This is a genomic window from Salmonella sp. SA15303, from assembly GCF_029962125.1.
Lineage (GTDB): Bacteria > Pseudomonadota > Gammaproteobacteria > Enterobacterales > Enterobacteriaceae > Salmonella > Salmonella enterica.
In genome coordinates this window covers 234,760-258,495 of sequence record NZ_CP123924.1, presented here as the reverse complement: position 1 = coordinate 258,495, position 23,736 = coordinate 234,760, and the positions used below count along the sequence as shown (strand labels likewise).

The 23,736-nt window shown below is 54.8% G+C and carries 16 protein-coding genes and 1 pseudogene; 6 read left to right on the top strand and 11 right to left on the bottom strand.

Going from position 1 to position 23,736, the window contains the following annotated elements; translation table 11 throughout:
- Nucleotides 1–16: 16 nt before the first annotated feature.
- Nucleotides 17–784: a cyclic-guanylate-specific phosphodiesterase gene (gene pdeH / locus QEN31_RS01190; RefSeq protein ID WP_000595626.1), complete on the bottom strand. Its 768-nt coding sequence runs from the start codon at nucleotides 782–784 to the stop codon at nucleotides 17–19.
- A 228-nt stretch (nucleotides 785–1,012) separates the two neighbouring features.
- Here pdeH and QEN31_RS01185 point away from each other — a divergent pair, with 228 nt between their 5' ends.
- Nucleotides 1,013–1,942 (top strand): sugar kinase, encoded by a 930-nt coding sequence (locus QEN31_RS01185; protein WP_000037583.1) that lies wholly within the window; start codon nucleotides 1,013–1,015, stop codon nucleotides 1,940–1,942.
- 53 nt (nucleotides 1,943–1,995) lie between these two features.
- Here the strand turns inward: QEN31_RS01185 and QEN31_RS01180 are convergent, their stop codons facing one another.
- The 9 genes from QEN31_RS01180 to bcsR all read right to left on the bottom strand — a co-directional run bounded on the left by QEN31_RS01180 (nucleotide 1,996) and on the right by bcsR (nucleotide 17,852).
- Nucleotides 1,996–3,483, bottom strand: a complete 1,488-nt coding sequence (locus QEN31_RS01180; protein ID WP_001163182.1) for a M16 family metallopeptidase — start codon at nucleotides 3,481–3,483, stop codon at nucleotides 1,996–1,998.
- A gap of 219 nt (nucleotides 3,484–3,702) precedes the next feature.
- Nucleotides 3,703–4,989, bottom strand: a complete 1,287-nt coding sequence (dctA, locus tag QEN31_RS01175; protein WP_000858228.1) for a C4-dicarboxylate transporter DctC — start codon at nucleotides 4,987–4,989, stop codon at nucleotides 3,703–3,705.
- 157 nt (nucleotides 4,990–5,146) lie between these two features.
- Nucleotides 5,147–7,153 (bottom strand): biofilm formation regulator HmsP, encoded by a 2,007-nt coding sequence (gene hmsP, locus QEN31_RS01170; RefSeq protein WP_001266339.1) that lies wholly within the window; start codon nucleotides 7,151–7,153, stop codon nucleotides 5,147–5,149.
- A 173-nt stretch (nucleotides 7,154–7,326) separates the two neighbouring features.
- Complete coding sequence (gene bcsC, locus QEN31_RS01165) at nucleotides 7,327–10,869, bottom strand: cellulose synthase complex outer membrane protein BcsC (protein ID WP_001225195.1); 3,543 nt, start codon at nucleotides 10,867–10,869, stop codon at nucleotides 7,327–7,329.
- On the bottom strand, nucleotides 10,851–11,960 hold the full coding sequence (gene bcsZ / locus QEN31_RS01160) for a cellulose synthase complex periplasmic endoglucanase BcsZ (protein WP_000988810.1): 1,110 nt from the start codon (nucleotides 11,958–11,960) through the stop codon (nucleotides 10,851–10,853). The genes bcsC and bcsZ overlap by 19 nt, the downstream gene beginning before the upstream one ends.
- Before the next feature lie 3 nt (nucleotides 11,961–11,963).
- Nucleotides 11,964–14,264: a cellulose biosynthesis cyclic di-GMP-binding regulatory protein BcsB gene (bcsB, locus tag QEN31_RS01155; RefSeq protein ID WP_000823813.1), complete on the bottom strand. Its 2,301-nt coding sequence runs from the start codon at nucleotides 14,262–14,264 to the stop codon at nucleotides 11,964–11,966.
- A gap of 10 nt (nucleotides 14,265–14,274) precedes the next feature.
- Nucleotides 14,275–16,899, bottom strand: a complete 2,625-nt coding sequence (gene bcsA, locus QEN31_RS01150; protein WP_001275340.1) for a UDP-forming cellulose synthase catalytic subunit — start codon at nucleotides 16,897–16,899, stop codon at nucleotides 14,275–14,277.
- Nucleotides 16,896–17,648 (bottom strand): cellulose biosynthesis protein BcsQ, encoded by a 753-nt coding sequence (gene bcsQ, locus QEN31_RS01145; protein WP_000996125.1) that lies wholly within the window; start codon nucleotides 17,646–17,648, stop codon nucleotides 16,896–16,898. Before bcsQ ends, bcsA begins: the two co-directional genes overlap by 4 nt.
- Nucleotides 17,649–17,852 (bottom strand): cellulose biosynthesis protein BcsR, encoded by a 204-nt coding sequence (bcsR, locus tag QEN31_RS01140; RefSeq protein WP_000282616.1) that lies wholly within the window; start codon nucleotides 17,850–17,852, stop codon nucleotides 17,649–17,651.
- 244 nt (nucleotides 17,853–18,096) lie between these two features.
- Here bcsR and bcsE point away from each other — a divergent pair, with 244 nt between their 5' ends.
- From bcsE to bcsG, 3 genes are read left to right on the top strand one after another with little or no spacing between them, the layout of a single operon-like run.
- A complete protein-coding gene (gene bcsE / locus QEN31_RS01135; protein WP_001205771.1) occupies nucleotides 18,097–19,668 on the top strand; it encodes a cellulose biosynthesis c-di-GMP-binding protein BcsE in 1,572 nt (523 codons plus the stop codon).
- Nucleotides 19,665–19,856 carry a cellulose biosynthesis protein BcsF gene (bcsF, locus tag QEN31_RS01130; protein WP_000988321.1) on the top strand — a complete coding sequence of 64 codons (192 nt, stop codon included), beginning with the start codon at nucleotides 19,665–19,667 and terminating at the stop codon, nucleotides 19,854–19,856. Before bcsE ends, bcsF begins: the two co-directional genes overlap by 4 nt.
- Nucleotides 19,853–21,532 (top strand): cellulose biosynthesis protein BcsG, encoded by a 1,680-nt coding sequence (bcsG, locus tag QEN31_RS01125; RefSeq protein ID WP_099949592.1) that lies wholly within the window; start codon nucleotides 19,853–19,855, stop codon nucleotides 21,530–21,532. The genes bcsF and bcsG overlap by 4 nt, the downstream gene beginning before the upstream one ends.
- Nucleotides 21,533–21,613: 81 nt before the next feature.
- On the opposite strand, the gene QEN31_RS01120 is transcribed toward bcsG, so the two are convergent.
- On the bottom strand, nucleotides 21,614–21,721 hold the full coding sequence (locus QEN31_RS01120; RefSeq protein WP_001669334.1) for a type I toxin-antitoxin system toxin Ldr family protein: 108 nt from the start codon (nucleotides 21,719–21,721) through the stop codon (nucleotides 21,614–21,616).
- A 372-nt stretch (nucleotides 21,722–22,093) separates the two neighbouring features.
- Here QEN31_RS01120 and QEN31_RS01115 point away from each other — a divergent pair.
- A pseudogene (locus tag QEN31_RS01115) lies at nucleotides 22,094–22,246 on the top strand (PLP-dependent transferase); the annotation flags it as partial.
- Between the two features lie 117 nt (nucleotides 22,247–22,363).
- Nucleotides 22,364–23,662 (top strand): aromatic amino acid transport family protein, encoded by a 1,299-nt coding sequence (locus QEN31_RS01110; protein WP_001150163.1) that lies wholly within the window; start codon nucleotides 22,364–22,366, stop codon nucleotides 23,660–23,662.
- The last annotated feature ends 74 nt before the right edge of the window (nucleotides 23,663–23,736 follow it).

The window sequence follows — 23,736 nt, the reverse complement described above, 5'->3', positions numbered from 1 at the left end:
CGGGAACAGTCTGGCGTTACAGGGTCAGAATCACCTCTTCGAGCGATATCAGCGGCACGGGTCGAGAAAGAAAATAGCCCTGGGCGGCAAAGGCGGGCGAACGCTGCACATCACGCCACTCTTCCAGCGTCTCCACGCCCTCGACAATAACGCCGCGGCAGTAGCGGTTCATCAGTTGCAGCAGCAGAGTGAACAGGTTGCGTCCCTCCGGGGACTGACGCAGCATGACGAACAGCTCGCGCGCCACTTTAATGTAGTCATAACGCACTTCGCTCAGCGCTGAAAAATTGGCCATACCGGTACCAAAATCATCCAGCCACAGCGGGCCGAACTCACACATCGAGGCGAAAGAGGAGTCTTTCGGCAAACGAATATGTTCCACCAGTTCGAAACGCAGCCAGGGTAAGCGCTCCATCGCTGCCAGAATGTCCGGCTGTCGTCGCATGGCAATCAGCGTAGGGCCGTCGACATTGACCGATGCCAATAAGTGATGGCGAGTGAAAAAATCCGCTTTTTGTTCGAGCTGATGAAGTTGTTCTTTCACTACGTCAATGCGGTGTCGAACCGCTAACTCCGCGAAATAACGATCCGGGGCAATACGTCTGGAAGGGTTATCAGGATGGGTGACGACAGTGAGAAGTTCAACCGCCATCAGACGGCCATCCGTCTGGTATATCGGCTGGTAAGTATAGGCACGCTCGCATTGCAGCCAATAGCGCCGTTCCTGCAAATTCTCTATACCTGCATCAGGAACGCGTAGCTGCTGGATAACCTGCTTTATCATCTCAGTTGTCCTGTTAATGGGAGTGTGACTGTCCGGACTCGTCAAAGGTTATCGGCGTTCAGGCAGAGAACTTTACCCTCGGTCCCTGGCAAAATAAAAACAGCCCCCGAAACTTGTCAAAAATACGCACTTGCTCAAAAAAATAATGGACCGATGTTTTAATATTATTGACCACTAAACATCCACAGCGCACACTAACGCTAATTTTTACAGATCAGGTTCACGACTATGTCTAAAAAGATTGCCGTGATTGGCGAATGCATGATTGAGCTGTCGCAGAAAGGCGCTGATGTTCAGCGCGGCTTCGGCGGCGACACGCTGAATACCTCCGTTTATATTGCCCGTCAGGTCGATTCTGCCGCTCTGGCCGTTCACTATGTGACGGCGCTGGGTACCGACAGTTTCAGCCAACAGATGCTGGAGGCGTGGCAGCATGAAAATGTGGATACCTCGCTAACGCAGCGGATGGAAAATCGCCTGCCAGGCCTCTATTACATCGAAACCGATGACACTGGCGAGCGTACCTTCTACTACTGGCGTAACGAAGCGGCAGCGAAATTCTGGCTGGAGAGCGAGCAGTCAGCGGCTATCTGCGAGACGCTGGCGACCTTCGATTATCTCTACCTGAGCGGCATTAGCCTCGCGATTTTAAGCCCGACCAGCCGTGATAAGCTGCTGTCTTTATTGCGTGAATGCCGGGCCAACGGCGGGAAAGTCATTTTTGATAATAACTATCGCCCGCGTTTATGGACAAGTCGCGAAGAAACGCAGCAGGTCTATCAAAAGATGCTGGAATGTACTGATATCGCCTTCCTGACACTGGACGATGAAGACGCGCTATGGGGTCAGCAACCAGTGGAAGAGGTCATTGCCCGCACCCATGCGGCAGGCGTGCAGGAAGTGGTGGTAAAACGCGGGGCGGACTCTTGCCTGGTCTCGATTCAGGGCGAGGCGCTCATTGACGTTCCGGCAGTGAAACTGCCGAAAGAGAAAGTGATAGACACCACTGCCGCAGGCGACTCCTTCAGCGCCGGTTATCTGGCCGTTCGTTTGACGGGCGGCAGCGCGACGGATGCCGCGAAGCGCGGACACCTGACGGCCAGCACGGTGATTCAGTACCGTGGGGCCATTATTCCGCACGACGCGATGCCGCAGTAAGTCATTCGCTCTTGCCCGGTGGCGCTGCGCTTACCGGGCCGACAGGCGGCAGCTTACTGTGCCGCCGGTGTCTCCGTCACTTCCGGATGCGCCTCATCTGCTTCAACAGCGGCGGCAGTAGTCGGGACCATGATTTCATCCCACGTCGCCTTTAACGCCTTCATATTAAATTCCGGCTCGCCTTGCGGTTGCAGCAAAATTAATGCCATCTCCTGCGATAGCTGCTGACGTAAATTCTGATTGAGCATATCAACGGTCAGGCTGTTGAGGAAATTCTGGCGCAGCTTCTGATACTGCTCCGGCGCGATATCCACCACTTGATTCTGCAGCGAGCGCATACGCTGTCCAGTCAAAATGTCAGTATCGGTACGCGCGTAGGTCGCGAACAGCTTTTGCAATTCGAGATTTTTCTGCGCCACCAGCGCAGTAAACTCCTCTTCCGACAAACCTTTGTCGCGTACTTTCGCCAGTTCATTCGCCACCAGGCTCAAATTGGTATTGAGCTTATCATTAGGTGATTCAATGTTGATGGCGCACTGCGCGCGCAGAAACAGAACCCGGCAGTCAAACCCCAGACCAATATCTTTCGCGTTATTTTTAGTAAGCTCTTGCTGGATATGCCAGAACAGCGCTTCGCGCGCCAGATCCGCCTGCCAGTAGCGCAACAGCGCCGCCGACTCGCGAATCGGTTGCCACGGCGTATCCCACATAATGGAGAGACGATCCTGGCGCACCGCATCGGTCATAATGCTCACTGATTCCGCCCGCAGCGGCGAAAGCGTCGGCACCGGGGCGGGCGTTTCGCGTTTACCTTTCAGCGTACCGAACGTTTTATTGATCTGCTCGGCGACGGAGCGCGCATCAATGTTGCCGACAACAATCAGCGTCATGGCATCCGGGGTGTACCATTTTTCATAGAAAGCCTGAATTTTGGCTGCGTCTACCGGCTGCTTTAACGGTTCCGCGGGATCGTGCCCCAATAACGCCGACCCTTTCAGCCGATAACGCCACCAGCCCTCTTTAGTATCTGCTGGCCACGTCGCAACCATATCTTCGCTGCTTAACGCATGATTCACCGTCTCTGGCGTAATGGTTAATTTACCGGAGACGTTAGCCAGATAGGTCAGCGCTTCTTTCAGCAGATCGTTACGGTTATTGGGTAAACTGAGGTTATAGAGCGTGGAATCATAAGAAACAATAACGGGCGGCATGGGACGTTTCGGATCAAACCCTTGCTGCCATAAAGAACGTGCCTGTGCGGCATCCAGACCACCGCTTTGCGTCAGCGCGATACGGGGAATCGCATGGCTGAACCCGCTCTGTTGCGTACTTTCGGTGAGCGAACCGGTATTAACCTGGAGACGAACTTCAATACGATCGCTGGGGCGCTGAGGCGTAGCCAACACTTGCCACTGTAACCCATTAGCCAGCGTCCCCTGTTGCCATGCCGGATCGGGCTGGAGCGCATCTGCCTGCACATAGCCGGCAGAGGCCAACATCAACAGACTGCCCGCTAAGAGTCGAATTTTTGTGCCCTGCATGTGAACCCCTGATCAACAATCCTGGTAATAAAAAGACAGCCCCGGCAGGGATGCCTGAATATGACGTAAAAACACTTCGTGTTAGACCGCGAGAACCTAAAAATGTCACGGAAGAAGTGAAATAATCCCTAAGCATCATGCTGTATGCTTTGGGCGCAGGGGTCAATTATGCGCAAACACCCGCAGTCCTGGAAGGGACTACGGGCATAAGTGGCGAGATTAGGAGGAAATTTCGTGCGTTTTGCCATCCGGCGCACGATTATTAAGCACATCGTCCAGCTTTTGGTGATCTAACTCTTTCACCCATTTGGCAACCACCACCGTCGCCACGCCGTTACCCACCAGGTTAGTCAGCGCGCGCGCTTCGGACATAAAGCGGTCGATACCGAGGATTAACGCCAGTCCCGCAACCGGTAAATGGCCTACGGCGGAGATAGTGGCCGCCAGCACAATAAAGCCGCTTCCGGTCACGCCCGCGGCGCCTTTTGACGATAGCAGCAGCACGACCAGCAGCGTTATCTGGTGGAAGATATCCATATGGCTGTTGGTCGCCTGGGCGATAAACACCGCCGCCATCGTCAGGTAGATAGAGGTGCCATCGAGGTTGAACGAATACCCCGTCGGGATCACCAGCCCTACAACCGACTTACGGCACCCCAGTTTTTCCATCTTATCGAGCATACGCGGCAACGCTGACTCGGAAGAGGAGGTGCCGAGCACAATGAGTAATTCTTCCCGGATATAGCGAATAAATTTAAAAATGCTAAAGCCCGTTACCCGTGCAATCGTCCCCAGCACCACCACCACGAAGAGAATACAGGTGATATAGAAGCAGATAATGAGCTGCCCCAGTTGCACCAGAGAACCGACGCCGTATTTACCGATGGTGAAGGCCATCGCGCCGAATGCGCCAATCGGCGCCAGGCGCATGATCATATTGATGATGCCGAAAATGACCTGCGAAAAACTCTCAATCACATTGAAAATGAGCTGGCCTTTGCTGCCCAAACGGTGCAGCGCAAAACCAAACAACACCGCAAACAGTAAGACCTGCAGAATGTTGCCGCTGGCAAACGCGCCGATCACGCTACCCGGTATGACATCCATCAGGAAGGCAATAATGCCCTGCTCCTTGGCTTGTGCGGCATAAACGGCCACCGCCTGCGCATCCAGCGTTGCCGGATCGACGTTCATCCCGGCGCCAGGCTGCACAACGTTGACGATGATAAGACCGATAATCAGCGCAATCGTACTGACAATTTCAAAGTAAAGCAGCGCGACCGCGCCGGTACGGCCCACCGCTTTCATGCTTTCCATGCCTGCGATGCCCGTCACGACAGTACAGAAAATGACAGGAGCGATGATCATCTTAATGAGCTTAACGAACGCGTCGCCAAGCGGTTTCATTTGTGCGCCCAGTTCAGGATAGTAATGGCCAAGGAGAATACCAATGGCGATTGCTGTCAGGACCTGAAAATAAAGACTTTTGAACAGAGAGGTTTTCATAGGGTGTCCTTGAAGTAAAAACCACAGGTCTTGTAAGGTTATGAGTAACCTGCGGCCTTAAAATAACACCCACACAACATGACAGAAATGCGCCAGGATCATAATTGAAACAAAAATGTTAAAAAGTTTGAGCTGGCTCGCACAAGCGCGACCTTTTTTAACTTTTGTAATCAGGATTTTCGTGCGACAGATACCGTTCTTCAAAGATATCCGCGGGAACGGGCCGAGCAAACAGGAAGCCTTGCGCGACGTTGACTCCCGCCTGTTCCAGCCACGCGCGTTGCGCCTCGTTCTCCACGCCCTCGGCAATCAATTGTAAATTAAGACTGCGGGCCATCAGGATAATCGCCGTCACCATACTGTGATCATCCGGTAACCCATCGACAAACATTTTATCAATTTTAAGGATATCGACCGGTAGCGACTTCATATGCTGTAACTGGCGCAGCCCCGCGTAACCCATGCCAAAATCATCCAGTGCGATACGCACGCCAGCATTACGTAACGGACGTAAGATAGCGACGGCAGCGTGTGGATCGTCGATACGGCGGCTTTCAGTGACCTCAAGAATCAGCGTACCCGGTTGAATACGATAGCGGTTTAACAATTCCAGCAGATCCGACACCATGCCAGGGTGCATGAGCTGTAACGCGGAAAGATTGACGGAGAGCGGCAATGTCACGCCGCGCTCCTGCCAGGCGGCAAGCTGGCGACAGGACTCTTCCAGCACCCAATAGCCCACCGTGACCATCAGGCCGCAGGATTCAATGCGCTCAATCAGCCCCTCCGGTAATTCCCAGCTACCGTCCGGCTGCTGCATACGTAACAAGGCTTCGGCGCTTAATACGTTGCCGCTGCGCATTTCGACCTGCGGCTGCAGCCAAATGGCAAACTGATGGTTATCCAGCGCGGTAAGGATATCGCTCTCTTCGGTAAGGCGCTGTTGAGCGGCCTCCATCTGCGCCGGGTCAAAGAACTGGATCTGATTTTTACCTTTTCGGCGCGCGGTAAACGCGGCGGAGACGGCGCGACCATAGAGCGCTTCGGCGGTCAGATCGCCATAATACATCGCAATGCCAATACTGCAGCTTGGGCGCAGTTGAATACCCTGGATGGGCAGTCGTTCATTAATGATAGTGAGTATTTGCTGACCTAATGTGATGGCGTGCCACGGCTCTTTAACGCCGTGGGCGATAATGGCAAAGTCATACCCGCTGACCTGCGTAAGCACCATGCGCGGCGCCAGCACCGACTTCAGCTTCTCAACCAGCGTCAGTAATAGAATCTCCCGCTGCGTTTCTTGCAGCACGCCTGCCGTGTCACGCAACGTTTCGCACGTCACGATGATAAGCGCGGTGGTCTGTTGGCGGGTGATAACCTGTTCCAGCAATGCCATTAAAAAGGCTTTATTGGGCAGCTCGGAAACCGGAAAACGCATCGCGTTGTCCGTTTGCTCCTCGCGTTGACGCTGCATAAGCTGCTGGTTGAGGTTATAGCTGCGCACCAGCATCCCAATTTCATCATCCTGATGCAGACGCGGCAACGCCAGCTGATGTCCGATCAGCTCCTGCTGCGGAATGTCGTTCAGCTCGCGGGCGATTTTGCGCAGCGGATGCACAATCAGGCGGTTTACGCACCAGGCGATGGCCACCGTCAGGATCAGCGATAAAAGTAAGTAAATGGTCACTAACGTAGAGAGCGCGCTCATGACGAACTTGTACATACGGTACGAATCCGCCTGCAATACAAGGTAGGCCAGCGGTTGCGGATTGGCAGGACGCTCCAACGAATAAACCGGCAAAGAAATTTGTACCGGCAGTTCGAAGAGACGCGTCACCATAACCGGGACGGGGCGTTCAGGAATGAAGCGCTTACGCAACGCCTGGAACTGATTCGGCAATACCACATCGGCGCGACTCACCACGCCCGCAGGTTTAATACTTTCCAGAATGGTTTCCGCGCCGGGGAGATCCGCTTTTAAAATCGCGGAAGAAAGAGGTTCCCGAACAGATCGCGCGATGCTTTCCAGTTGCGTAGCCGTGTTGTAGCGGTTCTGCTGTACCAGATGGAACAACAAAACGGTGCAAAAGACAAAAACAAACATCATGACAACGGCCGCAACCATTGCCATCTGTTTAATTGTTAACGAGCGGCTGACGCGCAAATTGACTCTCCCTGGATATCCCGGACTGCCGCCTGAGTATACCCGATTGCAGCGGCATTAAGAGAGGCTGTATCTGAAAAGGACTTTTCTGAATAACGGTTAATGATAGCGTCTGATGGCGCTGCGCTTCTCAGGCCTACGACGCCTGTCAATTCGTAGGCCTGACGCAATGATTACCAGTCAGCGTAAGGCACCAGAGGCTGCGGCGGTAAATCCATATCCCCCTGCCAGCCCGCCGCGGAATAACGAACATACAGCAGCAGATGACTGGGGGTATAGTCTTTCGCCTGCTGAATATCGACAGCCGTACCCACAAACCAGTTGGCAGTGACCCGGCGTTCAATGAGCGCCCGCGCGGTATAGCCAAATCCCTGGCTGCTGCCGCCGCCGTTGGTCTGGTCACGCGCATCCTCCTGATAATCTGCCGGGATCAAATTCATCAGCGGATAACGCGGCATGGTACGGTTGCGGGAGTGCGACCAGGATACCGAGCCGCCTAACTCCCACGACCAGTTTTCCGTACGCTGCCGCCACATCACCGGCACCGCAAACGACAGGTATTCCTGCGGGCTATAATAACCGCCCTGACCCAGTGAATAACCGCTCAGATCTTTGTCGTAATGCCAGATCATGTTATTCAGCCCGACGGTAACACGGCGGTTATTCTCGTTAATCACCTTATAGTAATAACCGGTCATCCAGCGCACGCGCCAGTTATCTTCTACATTTTTACCGCTCAACTGGTCGCCGCTGAGCGACGCCCAGACACCGTTTGCTTCGCCTTTATCATAGCTGAGACTGACGCCGCCGCCGTTGGCCCGCACGCCGCCCCATTTGGTGCCGGTATTGCTGCTGGCATCCTTTTGCCCGCCAAACGCCAGCAGCGAGCTGGAGATCGGGCGACGATGCGCGTTCAGGGTATAACCCAACGGCCCGATATCGTCGCTATAGCTGACGCCGCCAACCACATCAACGACATTAAAGCCCATCGGCGTCGTGCCGATATCCCAGCGCCAGGTCTCATTCTGCCAGCCGACCGCCACGCTCGCGCCCGTATCGGCCTGGCTACGATGTCCGCTGCATTTCTCCAGCGTACAGGTACCCCAGTTATTATCGTATTTTCCATCCGCATCCGTAGAGAAGCGGCCAACATCCATATTCACCATATCAGTACGAAAGAACGCCCGTCCGTCCGACCAGGGCGCATCCACCTGAAGCATCGTGGTATGCGCCTTCAGATCGGAGTAACCGCCAGTCCCGCTCGACCCCCAATAATCGTGCGCCAACGTGACATTGAGATCCTGCTGACGGTACAACTCCGCCGCATCGCTACGCACGCCGCGTTTTAGCCAGTCGTCTTTTTCATCATTGCGCGTCAGGCGGGTAAAGGTATCGTTATCCTGGGGACGAACCGGCGTAATCGCCGCGGCGACCATTGCGTCTTTGTAGGTCTCCAGCGCCCGCTGCGGCTCGCCCGTTTGCGCCTGAAAAGCGGCGGCGTCACGCAATACCATCGCGCTTTCCATTGATGGCGGCTGTGCTTTTGCCTGCGGCGTAATGCGGTTGAAGGTCCGCGCCGCCGCCGTGATATCGCCAAGCTGGAGCTGCGCCAGCGCGACGCGGCGCTGCATGTTAATAGAGGTGATTTGCGACGCAGGCAGCGCCGCCAGCTGAGCGCGCGCCGCAGCGTTATCGCCCTGTGCGATGTCGATTTCCACCCGCCCCAGCATGGCATCGACATTACCCGGTTCCCGCGCCAGAACGGCGTCATAAGCGGCGCGGGCCGCCGCATTATCGCCACGCTGCTGCGCCCAGTCCGCCAACGTTAACGCAATGCGCGTAGAGGGCGGCTGCTGACGTAACAACGCTTCCGCTTCGCGTTCTTTGCCGCTATCGCGCAAGCGGTTAGCGCTTTCCAGCACCTGGTTACTTTGCAATCGGCCCGCCAGTTCCTGAATATTGCTGTTCCACTGGCTGGTCGGCAGGGTATTGAGATGCGCCAGCGCCGCCCGGTCCCGATCGCTGCCGGAAAGATAAAGCCCATAAGCATAGACCTGTTCCGGATCGTTTGGCTTCTGCTGCGCCAGAGAGCGCATTTGCGCATCGGCCTGAGCGTGCTGCCCGGCCTGCCACAGATCGCGTGACAGTCGGTACGTCACCCACACGCTCCCCGGATCTAATGCCAGCCGACGACGGTGCAGTTCTGCGGCCTGCGCCCATTTGCCCTCGCTTTCCAGCGTTTCCGCCTGCTGCGCCAGACGGTCATTTTCCAGACTGCGTTCGATATCGTCGATACTGCGCCGCTGGCTGGCGGAAAGAGAAGCGATAAACGCGGCGGCTTTTTGCGGCGACTGCTGGCGATAAAGATTCGCCAGCCCGCGTACAGCATTGGTATTACCGCTATCCATACGCAGCGTCTGCTGATAATAACGTTCGGCGGCGGCATTATCTTTGCGCGCCATCGCCACATCCCCCAGCCCCAGTACCGCGTAGCTGTCGGTGTTATCCACTGCTCGCGCCTGCTGATAGAAACGCTCCGCCTGGGCCAGATTATTCGCTTTTAAGGCCGCGTCGCCCTGCTGAATTAACAGCCAGTAGCGATTGACCTTCAGCAGACTCTCCCACTTATCGCGGCTGCTGCTGTGCGGCGCCATCGCCAGCGCCTTTTCAAACTGCGCGACGGCGCGGGCGCGATCGCCACGCTGTGAGTATGCCTGCCCCAGCGCGCCGACCGCCTCGCTGTCGTCCTGCCGGGCGCTCACCGCCTGCTGCAATTGCGCAATGGCCTTACCGCCTTCTCCGGCATTAACCGCCGCGATGCCCTGCGAGCGCGCACGGAACGCCGGATCGGCTAACTGTTTTTGCTGCTCGCTAAGCTGGGCGCGGGCGGCAGACACGCTATCGCCTTCGCTAAACTGCGTCAGATAGTCTTGCAACGCTTTTACGCTGGCGTCGCTAACCGGGAGATCTTTTATCTGCTGGTACCAGATGGCGGAGGCCGCGCTGCGTCCCGTACTGGATTTCGCCATCTGTTTAAGCACCGCGAATCCCTCATCGCGCCGCCCGCTGGCGAACAACAGTTGCGCCAGCGCATTTTGCAGAGCGTTATTACCCGGACTGACGGCATTGATTTTCTGTAGCTGGTTAATCGCTTCGTGACGGCGGGCGGGCAATTTCGCCACGGTCGTCCAGTATTCGACCGCCAGTTCGCCCTCCGGCGGATAACCTTTAAACAGCTTGTCGTAGCTGGCGATCGCTTGTTCAGTATGGCCGGTCGTCGCCAGTAAACGCGCCTCCTGCAAAGACTGGCGTCCTTGCGGCGTGGAGAGCAGCATCGCGGTGCGGGAAGATTGATACGCCGTCGACTCCGGCGCCAGTTGCGCCAGCCGGTCAAGTAGCTTCTGTGCCCCGTCGCTATCCCCCTGGCGCAACAGATAGCGGAAACGGGCGGCGATAACCTGTGGATCATTGGGGTCGATCAGCTCCAGGCGATAGAGCGACTGACGGACTAAGTCCTCACGGTGCGTGGCCTCGCCCAGCCGAACCTGCTCCAGCAACTGTTGCTGCGCGGAGGTCGCTGCGCCGGCAAGCGGTGTTAGCGCCATACCAAGCGATAAACCCAACAATGCCCGAGAAACGCCCCTTTTGCCAGGTAAGGCGTTTCGACCGCCAGCCGGCAAAAAAGCGTGCATGAGACTTAACGTGAACTTACGCATTCCTGGCCCCAGTCAGGTAATAATTCACCTTTGACGGTGAAGCGAAAACGGTGCTGATCCCAGCCTTGTCCAAAGAGAGTCAGCACATAGTTGTAATAGGCATCGCTGCCAGGAAAATGGTCTGCGACCCGCTGTCGCTGCACGGCCTGGGCGTCGCGATTTTGCAGGAAAGGCAGTAAGGCGGCGGAAAACCCGACCGGCCCCGTCCCTTGCGCATTCCCGCTGACGACATCCACTTTCTCCGGTGGAACGCCGTTTTTCATCGTTAACGTCGCCATCGGTTTAAATCGCGCCAGTAAACGCGCTTTTTGCGGATCGCCATCATGCATCATTCCCGCCCATAAATAGACGCGAATCGCATCGTAGCTACTGATCAGCGTCTTTTCCGCTTTCAACTGCCAGCCTTGCTTGCTTTCATAACGCACCCAGTCCGGCGAGAAACCTTTCGGCGCGGTTTCCAGCAAAAGCCGCAAATTGGTTTCCCGTAACGTCGACCACGGCGCGCCAAAACGGCTAAAGTATTGCGCCAACTGCGGCGGCAGATAGCTTGGGTTAAAACGCCAGCTATTCGCCTCGGCAAAGCCGATTTTGCCAGGTAGCAGCATTGAGCCCAGCCCCGGCACATTCAGGACCTCTTCGCGGGCGATGCGTTTTAGCAACGCCGTGCCCACCTCGGTATAACGCGTCTCTTTCCACAGACGACCGGCCTCCAGCAGCGACCATGCCATCCAGATATCGCCGTCGGACGCGGAGTTGCTGTCCAGCACCGACCAGGTGTCGGGATCTTTTTGCCCCCACAGCCAGGCGGGCAGATGTTCACGCAACGATCCCTGCGCCAGATTGTTTTGCGTCCAGTTAAACAGTTGCGCGAACGCCGGTCGATCGTTCGCTGCCAGGGCAAAGAACATGGCGTAGCTTTGCCCTTCGGAGGTGGTAATTTTTCGCGCATCGCCCGGATCGATAACGCGTCCCTGCTGGCTAATGTAATCTTTCTTGAACTGTTCCCACGCAGGCCAGCTACAGGCTGCCTGCGCATTTATTGCCGTCAGCATGACGAGCATCGTTATCCATCCGCGCAGCATAGTCATCATGCGTTACTCATGGTCAGGGTCGAGACGACGGCGACTGAGAATACGTAGCAGACGCCACAATACCCACGCCAGTAATACCACACTGAGGGCCGCCAGTACCGCCAGCAGCACCGGGTGATTCGCCAGCGCATACCACAGCCGCTCAAACCACGGCAGATGTCCGACGTAATAGATATCGCCAACGCGCAGACTGTGAACGCCGGACTCGCGGATCACCGCCACGGAACCAAACATCGCGGCGCGTTTACCGCTGTCGTTCACGGCGTCGTTCAGTAGCTGGTAACCGCGCGGGCTGTCAGCCAGCAGAGCAATCACGCTGCGCTGATCGTTAAACGGCGACTGGAAGCCCACCACCGCCGCCATCGGGCCGCTGGCGGTGACGGTGGACTGCGCATCCGCCGCGCGATCGGCCTCATCCGGCATAATCGACGGGAAAGCGGTCTGCCGCATCGGGGTTTTTACCCAGCTTTGTGTCGCCTGCACCAACAGATCGATACGCTTATCGTCTTTTAGCTTGCCCGGAATAGCGCTAATAATCAGCAGATCGGCGTCTTTGTCGGCTATCTGAGCGCTATCATCGGTGATTGTCAGATTAATTGCCGGGAAACCGGTCTGTCCGCCAATGGCGCCGACCGTATTCAGCAGCGTTTCCATTTGCGCTTCGGTTGGGGTCTTCGGCATCACCGCCAGCGTGTCAGACAGGTCGGCCATCCGGCTGAACGGGAAACCCGCATTGGCGAACGCGCGTAAATCCGGCATCGCGATAAAGTGGTAATATTTCGAAAAATCGATAGTGGAGTCATCCCCTATCACCACATGATTCGGTACCGGCTGGAAGGTAATACAGTTGTCCACCGACCCGCCCGGCATCGGATTCATATAGCGGAAGTCAAAACGTAGTTGGTTCATCGCCCCCAGTTTGAGCGCCGGAATAGACACATCCGTTTTACCATCCAGCAGTCCCTGAAGTACCGGCAGGCGCAACAGGAGTCGATTAGTTTCCTGCGTGCTGTTAAGGCTAAAGGCTTGCAGGAACTGGTTATTCAGACTGATATCCAGCCGTGAACTGTCTTTGGTCGGCGGCGAGGTATAACGGTAGTTGAGATCCATATCAATACCGTTGCTACGCAGCAAATAGAGGTCCGGCGGCAGATTCAAAGAAACGTTGATGGGCGCCGGCTCCAGCCCACTCGACTGGAGCTGCTCTTCATAGGTTTTCAGCTCGCCAAAAGTGACCGGGCGATCGGTACGCACCCAGTTCGGCGCATCATACGGTTTGCGCGCCAGCAGCGGTTTTACATCGTTGACCACCACGCTGGAACCACGGAAGAGAATATTCCCTTGTGCGATACCTTTTGCCGCCTGCAACAGGTCTTTATCATCTCGACCAAACACAACCAGCAACTTCACATACGGATTATCCGGATGGCTCATCATCTCGATAACCGGCGCGTTAACCGCAGGATGATCGCGCAGGAAATCGGGGCGTCGATCGTTGGTGGCGAACACGATCGCATTGCGATCCGGCAGGTGATTATACAACACCGGGAAGCGCTGACCGCGCCAGCCCGCCCGCGATCCAAACCAGGACGCGACAATAGAAGCCGCCTGCTGCTGCGCCAGATCCGGCATATCAGCAAACACTATCGGCAACGTCACTGGACGGTTATCCCGCGGATCGAAAAACGGCACCGGGAAGTGGGACAGATCGTTATTCACCGCCAGCATGTTATAGGTCAGATCCAGGGCGCTATTTCGCCCGATGTCTAACCACAGAGTACTGCTGGCCGGGTTTTCACACACGTCGCGATAGTGGCCGACAAACTCCAGCCGCACCCGGTTAAAGTCGGTGATAAATAGCGGATTGATAGGTACCTGCGCCAGCGTCTTTTTCCCCAACTGCTCTTTTGTCACCGGCAGTACGCCCATCAGTTCATCATTGAGATAAACCTTGAGCTGCGACTGAACCGGCAGGAGCGACGGCGAGGGCGTATATTCCAGATTCAGCACCGCTTTCGACGCCACTTCATCGCTGCGCATACCAAATTCAATGCCGCCGTTAGGGTTAACGCCACGCAGCGCCATACTACCCGGCGGCGGCGCGATTTGCGCAAAGGTCAGCTTGACCTCGCGCGAAGGCGCGGTCTGCGCCACGACGGGCGCCTCAGTTGCGGGCGACGGCGCAGGCTCGGTGGGTTCAGCATTTATCAATGGCGGCGTAGCAGGCGCCGCCGCCGTCATGAAAGCAGGAAACGCGCTTAATCCTATTACCGCCGCACACATCCAGGACAATTTTCTTTTCATCGCATTATCATCATTGTTGAGCCTGAGCCATAACCCGATCCGACGGCTGTATCGCCGCTTGCCGCTCCGGGCGACGCGGAATAAACGATACAATCCAGGCAATTAACGCCGTCAACGATCGGAAAATTACTTTTACTGAAGGCGGCGCGAATTCCGCGAGGTGGCGATATCCGCGGAAGCCCAGCTTCAGAATATCCAGCAAGCTTTCCAGCGGTTTATCTTCCGGGAAGCTATCTTGCCAAAGCGCCCACGTATCGGCGCGCGCGAAGGTACACTGCACAAAATCAATATGTTGTTTGGTGGTGAGCGGCATCAGTTGTAGCCCGACCTCATTGCCCGTTACGCGCACCACCTGCGTTGGAAAGACATATTCCTGCTGCCCGCGTTTAAGCAACAGATTCACTTTCTGCCCTTCCAGCACCTGCGCCTGACCGTTGATCTTGATGCCTAACCCGCCGTCGGAGAAGTCATGTACGGTACAGGAGAACAAATGTCCATCTTCGCGGGCGATGGCCCCCGGCATGGCAATCTCGACCCGATGCGCGCGCCTGACCTGTTTACTCTCTACCGAAACCGCAACCGCGCCGCCGAGAATGACCAGGTTATAGAAGACCCACACCAGGCTAACGATGACGGTCAGCGTTTCATTTTCCGGCCCGTAATAGTATCGCCATACGCCCGCCGCCACGCCGAGCAGGTTAAGCAAGACAAGGAAGATATACGGACGCGAGATTACCCAGTCGACGTACTTCTCTTCCACCAGCCCGCCTTTCGCCGTGACGTTAAATTTCCCTTTGTGCGGATTGATCAACGCGACCAGAGTCGGCGGTGCGATATACCATGCCAGTACCGTTTCATAGATTTCACTCCAGAAAGAGTGACGATACTTGCCCTGAATCTTCGAGTTAGTCAGGCTGGCGTGGACCATGTGCGGTATCACAAATAGCGCAATCATCAACGCAGGCGCATAAATGATATAGGCGTGCAGCAGCAGAAAAGCCAGCGGCGCGGTCAGAAAGATCAGGCGCGGAATGCCGGACAAGAAATGGAACATCGCGTTGAGGTAGCACAGCCGCTGCGCCAGTTTTAAGCCTTTACCAAACAGAGGGTTATCGAGGCGGAAAATTTGCACCATACCCCGCGCCCAACGAATACGCTGCCCGATATGCGCCGACAGGCTTTCCGTCGCCAGCCCCGCCGCCTGCGGAATGCGCATATACGCTGAGGTATAACCTCGCCGGTGCAGCCGGAGCGAAGTATGCGCATCTTCCGTCACCGTCTCAACGGCGATACCGCCAATCTCATCCAGCGGCTTACGGCGAATCACCGCGCACGATCCGCAAAAGAAAGTGGCGTCCCACATATCGTTACCGTCCTGCACCAGTCCGTAAAACAGCGTGCCTTCGTTAGGCGTTTTACGAAAACGTCCCAGGTTGCGCTCAAACGGGTCCGGGGAGAAGAAATGATGCGGCGTCTGCATCATCGCCAGCTGTTTTTCTTTCAGGAACCAGCCCATTGTCATTTGCAGAAACGAGCGTGTCGGCACATGGTCGCAATCGAAGATCGCCACAAACTCGCCTTTCGCGTGTTTTAGCGCATTGTTGATGTTGCCGGCTTTGGCGTGTTCATGCGTGGTGCGGGCAATGTAATGCACGCCAACATGTCGGGCAAAATGACGAAATGATTCACGCCCGCCGTCATCAAGGATCCAGATATTCAGCTTGTCCTTCGGCCAGTCAATGCCAAGCGAAGCGTAAATGGTATTTTTGACCACATTAAGGTCTTCGTTATAGGTCGGTACAAAAATATCCACCGTCGGCCACTGCGACATTTCTTTCGGCAACGGCACCGGTTGACGATTTAACGGCCACACCACCTGGAAGTACCCCAGCACCAGCACAATCCAGGCGTAGGTTTCCGCAAACAGCAGAATCAGCCCGCACACCAGACTGACCGGGTCGTCCCAATTTAGCGTCGAGGTATAGCGCCACCAGATATAACGACAGGAGACCGTTAACGACAGCACGATGAGCATCAGCGCGGAAAAGCGTCCCGGCATACGTCGTACCAACAGCGCAACGCCCCACAGCAACAGCAGAAAGATAAATTGCGATAGCGGGTTAAATGGCTGCGTAATACAGATCAGCGCCAGTATCAGTGAAAAGGTCACGATAACGCCCAGAATAAAACGCCGGGCGCCGTTGCTAAGATGTCCCAGCTCTTTTTCCTTTTCCAGGTGCGTTGTCTTTTGGCGCACCCGTTCCGGTAAGGTATCCATCCATTGATGGTAACGTCCACGAACGTCCTTCAGGCGCGCAAATGACCGCCAGCGCGGTTCATGACGTTCTTTAGTCGACGAGATCATCACCAGCCAGAGGGTCTGAATGAGGTAACGGGCCGGGTCCAGCGGGCGCGGGCGTGCGGCGTTAATATGCGGATAAAGCGCTTTATGCCCGTCGCGAATACGCTGCCAGCGCGGATGCTCAAGCGGAAACACTATCCACGCCAGAATCGTCCACAGGCAGCCGAGCGCTGCGCTAAACGGCGACGCGCCGTGGCGGCGGTAACCCTGATAGCGCTCGCTCAAACGCGCGCTAACCGGCGGGATAAGCAGCCACCGGGAAAGGGCGCTCATCGCAGGCTCCCGGCGGACGTTTTGTCGCCCGCATCATGCAGCAGGCACCAGTTCGCCAGCGTTAACACCTCTTCGGCGGCTAACGAATCGCTGCGATATTCGCCTAACGGCTGTTTCGACGCCATGCACTCCGCCATCGCCTCATCGCGATGGATCACAATGGGCAGCAACCGGCGCTGGCTTTGCAGCCAGACCTGGTACAGATCGTCCTGTAACTGACTGCCAATGCGTAAGTCATTGATCAGAATATGCGCTCCGGCAGGCAACGCCTGCTGATGAAGGCGAATATGGCAGTTAGCGTCAACCCGGGCTATCGCCAGCGTATGGTCGCAGAGGCTCACCAGTTGCCGTGTCAGCGGTGACGCGCCGTAGGGCAAGTCCAGTAAAATCCAGCTATAACGCCCGCTCGCTTTCAGCGCCTGGATAGCCGATCCGATCTCTCCCAGCGTCTCCTGCCAGGACTGCGGATTTTCCCGCTCTTGCGCGGTGAGCTGTCCAAACGGCAGTAGATCAAGCTGTGAGGTATAACGTAATCCGGCATCGCGCCAGTCCTGGCCGTCCAGCAACGATCGCGCCCAACCGCCCTGATGGACGAAGTCGACGTTAAACGACATGCGCAGCAGGTTATCGGGGCTGGCGTCAATCACCAGGACATTTTCCCCTAAGATTTGTAACGCCCAGGCGAGTGCTGCGGTGAGAGATGTGGTTCCCACCCCGCCGCGCACGCCCTGCAGTCCCAGAATCGCCATTCATGGCTTCCTTAATGAATGTGGTTGCGCAAATTCAGCCAGGAGCGGCCATCTTTTAATCGCCGCCGCCAACTGTTCGCGTTGGGAAATATCGGTATAATCTATTTCGGGTAGTGAAAACGCCTGGCTTAATGCCAGAAAATCATTTTGAAAAGTGTAGCCCAACGTTGGATCGGACTGAGCGCCAGGTTCATTGTTATACATTCTGGTTGCTCCTTTTTAAATATTTCTCACTGGCAGCATTACGCCCCGTCGTCAATACGGGAGAACGCGCATTTTTCATCTTTCCGTGACATCATTTATAATGTGTAAAAATGCAAAGCGCAGAGTTACAGGGCATCCTGCCGGGCAAATTGATTCACATGCTAAATCTGATGCGTTTTAATTTCAATGTTAGGTTTATTTCTGTGCTTTCGCTAGTAAACTGATAAACAGTTAAAATAGTGACATGAGGGACACTGTGGACCCCGTATTTTCTCTCGGCATCTCATCATTATGGGATGAACTGCGCCATATGCCAACCGGCGGCGTCTGGTGGGTTAACGCCGATCGCCAGCAAGATGCCATCAGTCTGGTGAATCAAACGATTGCGTCACAAACGGAGAATGCAAATGTCGCCGTCATCGGCATGGAAGGCGATCCTGGCAAAGTAATCAAATTAGATGAATCTCACGGTCCGGAGAAAATCCGCTTATTTACCATGCCGGATTCAGAAAAAGGGCTATACTCTTTGCCCCACGATTTGCTTTGTTCTGTTAACCCGACGCATTACTTTTTCATTCTTATTTGTGCAAATAACACGTGGCGGAATATAACGTCAGAAAGCCTGCATAAATGGCTGGAAAAAATGAATAAATGGACTCGTTTTCATCACTGTTCATTGTTGGTTATTAACCCTTGTAATAATAGCGATAAACAGTCCTCGTTGTTGATGGGCGAGTATCGCTCACTTTTTGGCCTCGCCAGTTTACGTTTTCAGGGCGACCAACATTTGTTCGATATTGCCTTCTGGTGTAACGAAAAAGGCGTCAGCGCCCGACAGCAGTTATTGCTGTGTCAGCAGGACGAACGCTGGACGCTATCCCATCAGGAGGAGACGGCAATTCAGCCGCGTAGCGACGAAAAACGCATTCTTAGCCACGTCGCCGTCCTTGAAGGCGCGCCGCCGCTCTCGGAACACTGGACGCTTTTCGACAATAACGAAGCGCTATTCAACGACGCGCGCACGGCGCAGGCCGCGACAATTATTTTTTCGCTTACACAGAACAACCAAATCGAGCCGCTTGCTCGTCGCATTCATACTTTGCGGCGCCAGCGGGGAAGCGCGCTGAAAATTGTCGTGCGCGAAAATATCGCCAGTTTGCGCGCCACCGATGAGCGCCTGCTGCTGGGCTGCGGCGCGAATATGATCATTCCCTGGAACGCCCCGCTTTCACGCTGCCTGACGCTTATTGAAAGCGTGCAGGGGCAGCAGTTCAGCCGTTACGTACCGGAAGACATCACCACGCTACTGTCGATGACGCAGCCGTTGAAACTGCGCGGTTTTCAGCCGTGGGATACCTTCTGCGATGCCATCCATACGATGATGAGCAACACCCTGCTCCCCGCCGACGGGAAAGGCGTTCTGGTCGCGCTGCGCCCGGTGCCGGGCATTCGGGTTGAGCAGGCGTTAACATTATGTCGGCCAAACCGAACCGGCGATATTATGACCATCGGCGGCAACCGTCTGGTGCTGTTTTTATCATTCTGCCGGGTCAACGATCTGGATACCGCGTTAAACCATATTTTCCCTTTGCCGACGGGCGATATTTTCTCTAATCGTATGGTCTGGTTCGAAGATAAACAAATCAGCGCCGAGCTGGTGCAGATGCGCTTATTGTCGCCGGAACTGTGGGGAACGCCGCTACCGCTGGCAAAACGCGCCGACCCGGTAATAAATGCCGAACACGATGGCCGCATCTGGCGTCGTATTCCTGAACCCCTGCGATTGCTCGACGACACCGCGGAGCGTGCATCATGATGACCATCAGCGATATCGTGCAAATTATTCTTTTTTGCGCGCTGATTTTCTTTCCGCTGGGGTATCTGGCGCGCCATTCGCTACGCCGTATCAGTGATACGACCCGGCTGCTATTTGCCAAACCTCGTTATGTAAAACCAGCCGGAACTCTGCGCCGCGCTACGAAAGTCAAGGCAGACAAAAAATGACTCAGCATACTCAAACTCCTTCAATGCCTTCTCCGCTCTGGCAATACTGGCGCGGTCTTTCCGGCTGGAACTTCTATTTTCTGGTCAAGTTTGGCCTGCTGTGGGCAGGCTATCTGAATTTTCATCCTTTACTGAATTTGGTATTCATGGCGTTTCTGCTCATGCCAATACCAAAGTATCGCCTTCACCGGTTGCGCCACTGGATTGCCATTCCCGTCGGCTTCGCGCTGTTCTGGCATGATACCTGGCTGCCCGGCCCGCAAAGCATTATGAGCCAGGGGACGCAGGTGGCGGAATTCAGCTCCGGTTATCTGCTCGATCTGATCGCCCGTTTTATTAACTGGCAAATGATCGGCGCCATCTTCGTACTGCTGGTTGCCTGGCTATTTTTATCACAGTGGATTCGGGTCACGGTGTTTGTGGTCGCCATCATGGTATGGCTGAATGTACTGACATTAACCGGCCCGGTTTTTACGCTGTGGCCGGCAGGCCAGCCAACCGATACGGTGACGACAACTGGCGGTAACGCGGCCGCTACCGTCGCGACAGCGGGCGATAAGCCGGTCATCGGCGATATGCCTGCGCAAACCGCGCCGCCGACGACCGCGAATCTGAACGCCTGGTTGAACACCTTCTATGCCGCGGAAGAAAAGCGGAAAACGACGTTCCCGGCGCAACTTCCGCCTGATGCGCAGCCGTTCGACCTATTGGTCATCAATATCTGTTCGCTCTCCTGGTCGGATGTCGAAGCGGCAGGCCTGATGTCACATCCGCTATGGTCGCACTTTGACATTTTGTTTAAACACTTTAATTCCGGTACGTCTTACAGCGGCCCGGCGGCCATTCGTCTGCTGCGCGCCAGCTGTGGTCAACCTTCGCATACCCGACTTTATCAACCAGCCAATAACGAATGTTATCTGTTTGATAATCTGGCGAAACTGGGCTTTACTCAGCATCTGATGATGGATCATAACGGTGAATTTGGCGGCTTCCTGAAAGAAGTTCGCGAAAACGGCGGTATGCAGAGCGAACTGATGAACCAGTCCGGCCTGCCAACCGCCCTGCTGTCATTCGACGGCTCGCCGGTATATGACGATCTAGCGGTCCTGAACCGCTGGTTGACAGGGGAAGAACGTGAAGCCAATTCCCGCTCCGCGACTTTCTTTAACCTGCTGCCGCTGCACGATGGCAACCACTTCCCCGGCGTCAGCAAAACGGCGGATTATAAAATCCGCGCGCAGAAACTGTTCGATGAACTGGACGCCTTCTTTACCGAACTGGAGAAATCCAGGCGTAAGGTGATGGTAGTCGTCGTACCGGAGCACGGCGGCGCGCTGAAGGGCGACAGAATGCAGATCTCAGGCCTGCGCGATATTCCCAGCCCCTCCATCACCAACGTCCCGGCGGGCGTGAAATTTTTTGGCATGAAAGCCCCGCATGAGGGCGCGCCGATTGATATTAATCAGCCGAGCAGCTACCTGGCGATTTCCGAACTGGTCGTACGCGCCGTGGACGGTAAGCTCTTTACCGAAGACAGTGTGAACTGGAACAAGCTGACCAGCAATCTGCCGCAAACCGCGCCGGTTTCAGAAAACGCTAATGCGGTGGTGATTCAGTACCAGGGTAAGCCCTACGTTCGTCTGAATGGCGGCGACTGGGTGCCTTACCCGCAGTAAACCGAAAAAGGCCGCAAGGTTTCCCCTGCGGCCTGGTTCGGGCGCATGTTGCCATTACGGCGGACAGACGCTCAAAACGCGTTACTTCCTGTCACGTAGCCAGTTGACGATCACACTGGCGATAATGCCAGCAATGATCGGCGCTGCCAGATCGTGCCAGAAGACCACGCCCAACTGCGTAAGCGTCATATAGCCGCCTTGTTGCAATGGCAACCGTTCGCGGCTATCCTTAAAGTGTTTGGGTTCAAGTTAGCCCCCGTCAGGTTGCCAGGTTTATACCAGTCAACGTGCGGGGGTTTTCTCTATCCAGCAACCTATGCCGCCGGGGATCAAACCCCCGCAACATTGCGCCTCACCGGGTAAACCCGGCTTGCTGCTGATATTACGGCAAAATCCCCGTCCCGGCACGGCGCTAACGTGCAATCTGCGTGACGCTTCGCAGACGATTACTTTTATTTGCCAGAATACATTCAGCATTTCTGAGGCTGGCAGTCAGCCGCTCAATTCTGTAAATTATGCCTCCTCGCGGCCAGTCCCGGTGATACCGAAACCCTCGTTCAGCATCCTGCGTCTATGACATATTCGCCTGTTGCGCCAGAGGAATGGCTAAAAGCAGGTATTACCGACGAACTTATCCGTCTTTCAGCGGGACCTGAAGATCCCGACGATATTATTCATGACCTTGAACGCGCCAGCAGAAAAGCAGCATTCTGACGATTGCTCGGCGAACCGCTGTCACCGGTTTGCCGCATCGGGTATCAAGGCACTATAGCCTGGTTATAGGCAGCATTCTTTATGAGAGAGCTGCGTATATTTTGGGCAGGGGGCTCTATGCAGGACGACACATTACCATTAAATAACAGTAACGCTACGACCACACCGCTTTCAACGAGATTACCGTTTACAAAATATGATTTTGGCTGGGTGCTCTTGTGTATCGGAATGGCGATCGGCGCCGGTACCGTCTTAATGCCAGTGCAAATCGGTCTCAAGGGGATCTGGGTATTTATTACCGCTTTTATCATCGCCTATCCCGCTACCTATATTGTGCAGGATATTTATCTAAAAACGTTATCTGAAAGCGAAACCTGTGACGATTATACGGATATTATCAGTCACTATCTTGGCAAAAACTGGGGCATTTTTCTCGGTGTAATCTATTTTCTTATGATTATCCACGGGGTGTTTATTTATTCCCTGTCGGTGGTGTTTGATAGCGCCTCCTATATCAAAACCTTCGGCCTTACTGAGGCCGATCTTTCGCAGTCTATTATCTATAAAGTCGCGATTTTCGCCGTGCTGGTGGCGATTGCCTCCGGCGGGGAAAAGTTATTATTTAAAATTTCCGGCCCGATGGTGGTGGTAAAAGTCGGGATCATTCTGATATTCGGTTTCGCGATGATCCCACACTGGAATCTTGATAATATTTCCGCCTTTCCCGCCGCATCGGTTTTCTTTCGCGACGTACTGCTCACTATCCCATTTTGCTTCTTTTCTGCGGTCTTCATTCAGGTGCTAAACCCAATGAACATCGCCTATCGTAAGCGCGAACCTGACCGTGTGCTGGCCACCCGGATGGCGATTCGCACGCATCGCATTAGCTATATTACGCTGATTGCCATTATTCTCTTTTTCTCGTTCTCGTTTACCTTTTCGATTAGTCATGAAGAGGCGGTATCAGCATTCGAGCAGAATATTTCCGCCCTTGCGCTGGCAGCTCAGGTAATCCCTGGCCATATCATCCACATTACCTCTACCATCCTCAATATTTTTGCCGTACTTACCGCGTTCTTTGGTATTTATTTAGGTTTTCACGAAGCGCTTAAAGGTATTGTACTGAATGTATTGAGTCGTATTATGGATGTCAAAAACGTCAACCCACTGTTACTGACATCTGGAATCTGTGTCTTTATCGTGGTTACTCTGGTTATTTGGGTTTCGTTTCGCGTCTCAGTATTGGTCTTTTTCCAGTTAGGCAGTCCGCTTTATGGCATTGTCGCGTGTATTATTCCCTTTTTCCTGATTTATAAAGTAGCGCAACTGGAAAAATTACGCGGCCTGAAAACCTGGCTTATTCTGTTATATGGAATATTGTTGTGCCTGTCGCCGTTATTAAAATTGATTGAATAAGTCGTACCGGAGAGCCATGCCCGGTGGCGCTACGCTTACCAGGCCTACAGGTACGGTGTAGGCTTGATAAGGCG

Coding starts and splice junctions, on each gene's coding strand:
- pdeH (WP_000595626.1), bottom strand. CDS start 784: ATGATAAAGCAGGTTATCCAGCAGCTACGCGTTCCTGATGCAGGTATA.
- QEN31_RS01185 (WP_000037583.1), top strand. CDS start 1,013: ATGTCTAAAAAGATTGCCGTGATTGGCGAATGCATGATTGAGCTGTCG.
- QEN31_RS01180 (WP_001163182.1), bottom strand. CDS start 3,483: ATGCAGGGCACAAAAATTCGACTCTTAGCGGGCAGTCTGTTGATGTTG.
- dctA (WP_000858228.1), bottom strand. CDS start 4,989: ATGAAAACCTCTCTGTTCAAAAGTCTTTATTTTCAGGTCCTGACAGCA.
- bcsC (WP_001225195.1), bottom strand. CDS start 10,869: ATGCGTAAGTTCACGTTAAGTCTCATGCACGCTTTTTTGCCGGCTGGC.
- bcsZ (WP_000988810.1), bottom strand. CDS start 11,960: ATGATGACTATGCTGCGCGGATGGATAACGATGCTCGTCATGCTGACG.
- bcsB (WP_000823813.1), bottom strand. CDS start 14,264: ATGAAAAGAAAATTGTCCTGGATGTGTGCGGCGGTAATAGGATTAAGC.
- bcsA (WP_001275340.1), bottom strand. CDS start 16,899: ATGAGCGCCCTTTCCCGGTGGCTGCTTATCCCGCCGGTTAGCGCGCGT.
- bcsQ (WP_000996125.1), bottom strand. CDS start 17,648: ATGGCGATTCTGGGACTGCAGGGCGTGCGCGGCGGGGTGGGAACCACA.
- bcsR (WP_000282616.1), bottom strand. CDS start 17,852: ATGTATAACAATGAACCTGGCGCTCAGTCCGATCCAACGTTGGGCTAC.
- bcsE (WP_001205771.1), top strand. CDS start 18,097: ATGAGGGACACTGTGGACCCCGTATTTTCTCTCGGCATCTCATCATTA.
- bcsF (WP_000988321.1), top strand. CDS start 19,665: ATGATGACCATCAGCGATATCGTGCAAATTATTCTTTTTTGCGCGCTG.
- bcsG (WP_099949592.1), top strand. CDS start 19,853: ATGACTCAGCATACTCAAACTCCTTCAATGCCTTCTCCGCTCTGGCAA.
- QEN31_RS01120 (WP_001669334.1), bottom strand. CDS start 21,721: ATGACGCTTACGCAGTTGGGCGTGGTCTTCTGGCACGATCTGGCAGCG.
- QEN31_RS01110 (WP_001150163.1), top strand. CDS start 22,364: ATGCAGGACGACACATTACCATTAAATAACAGTAACGCTACGACCACA.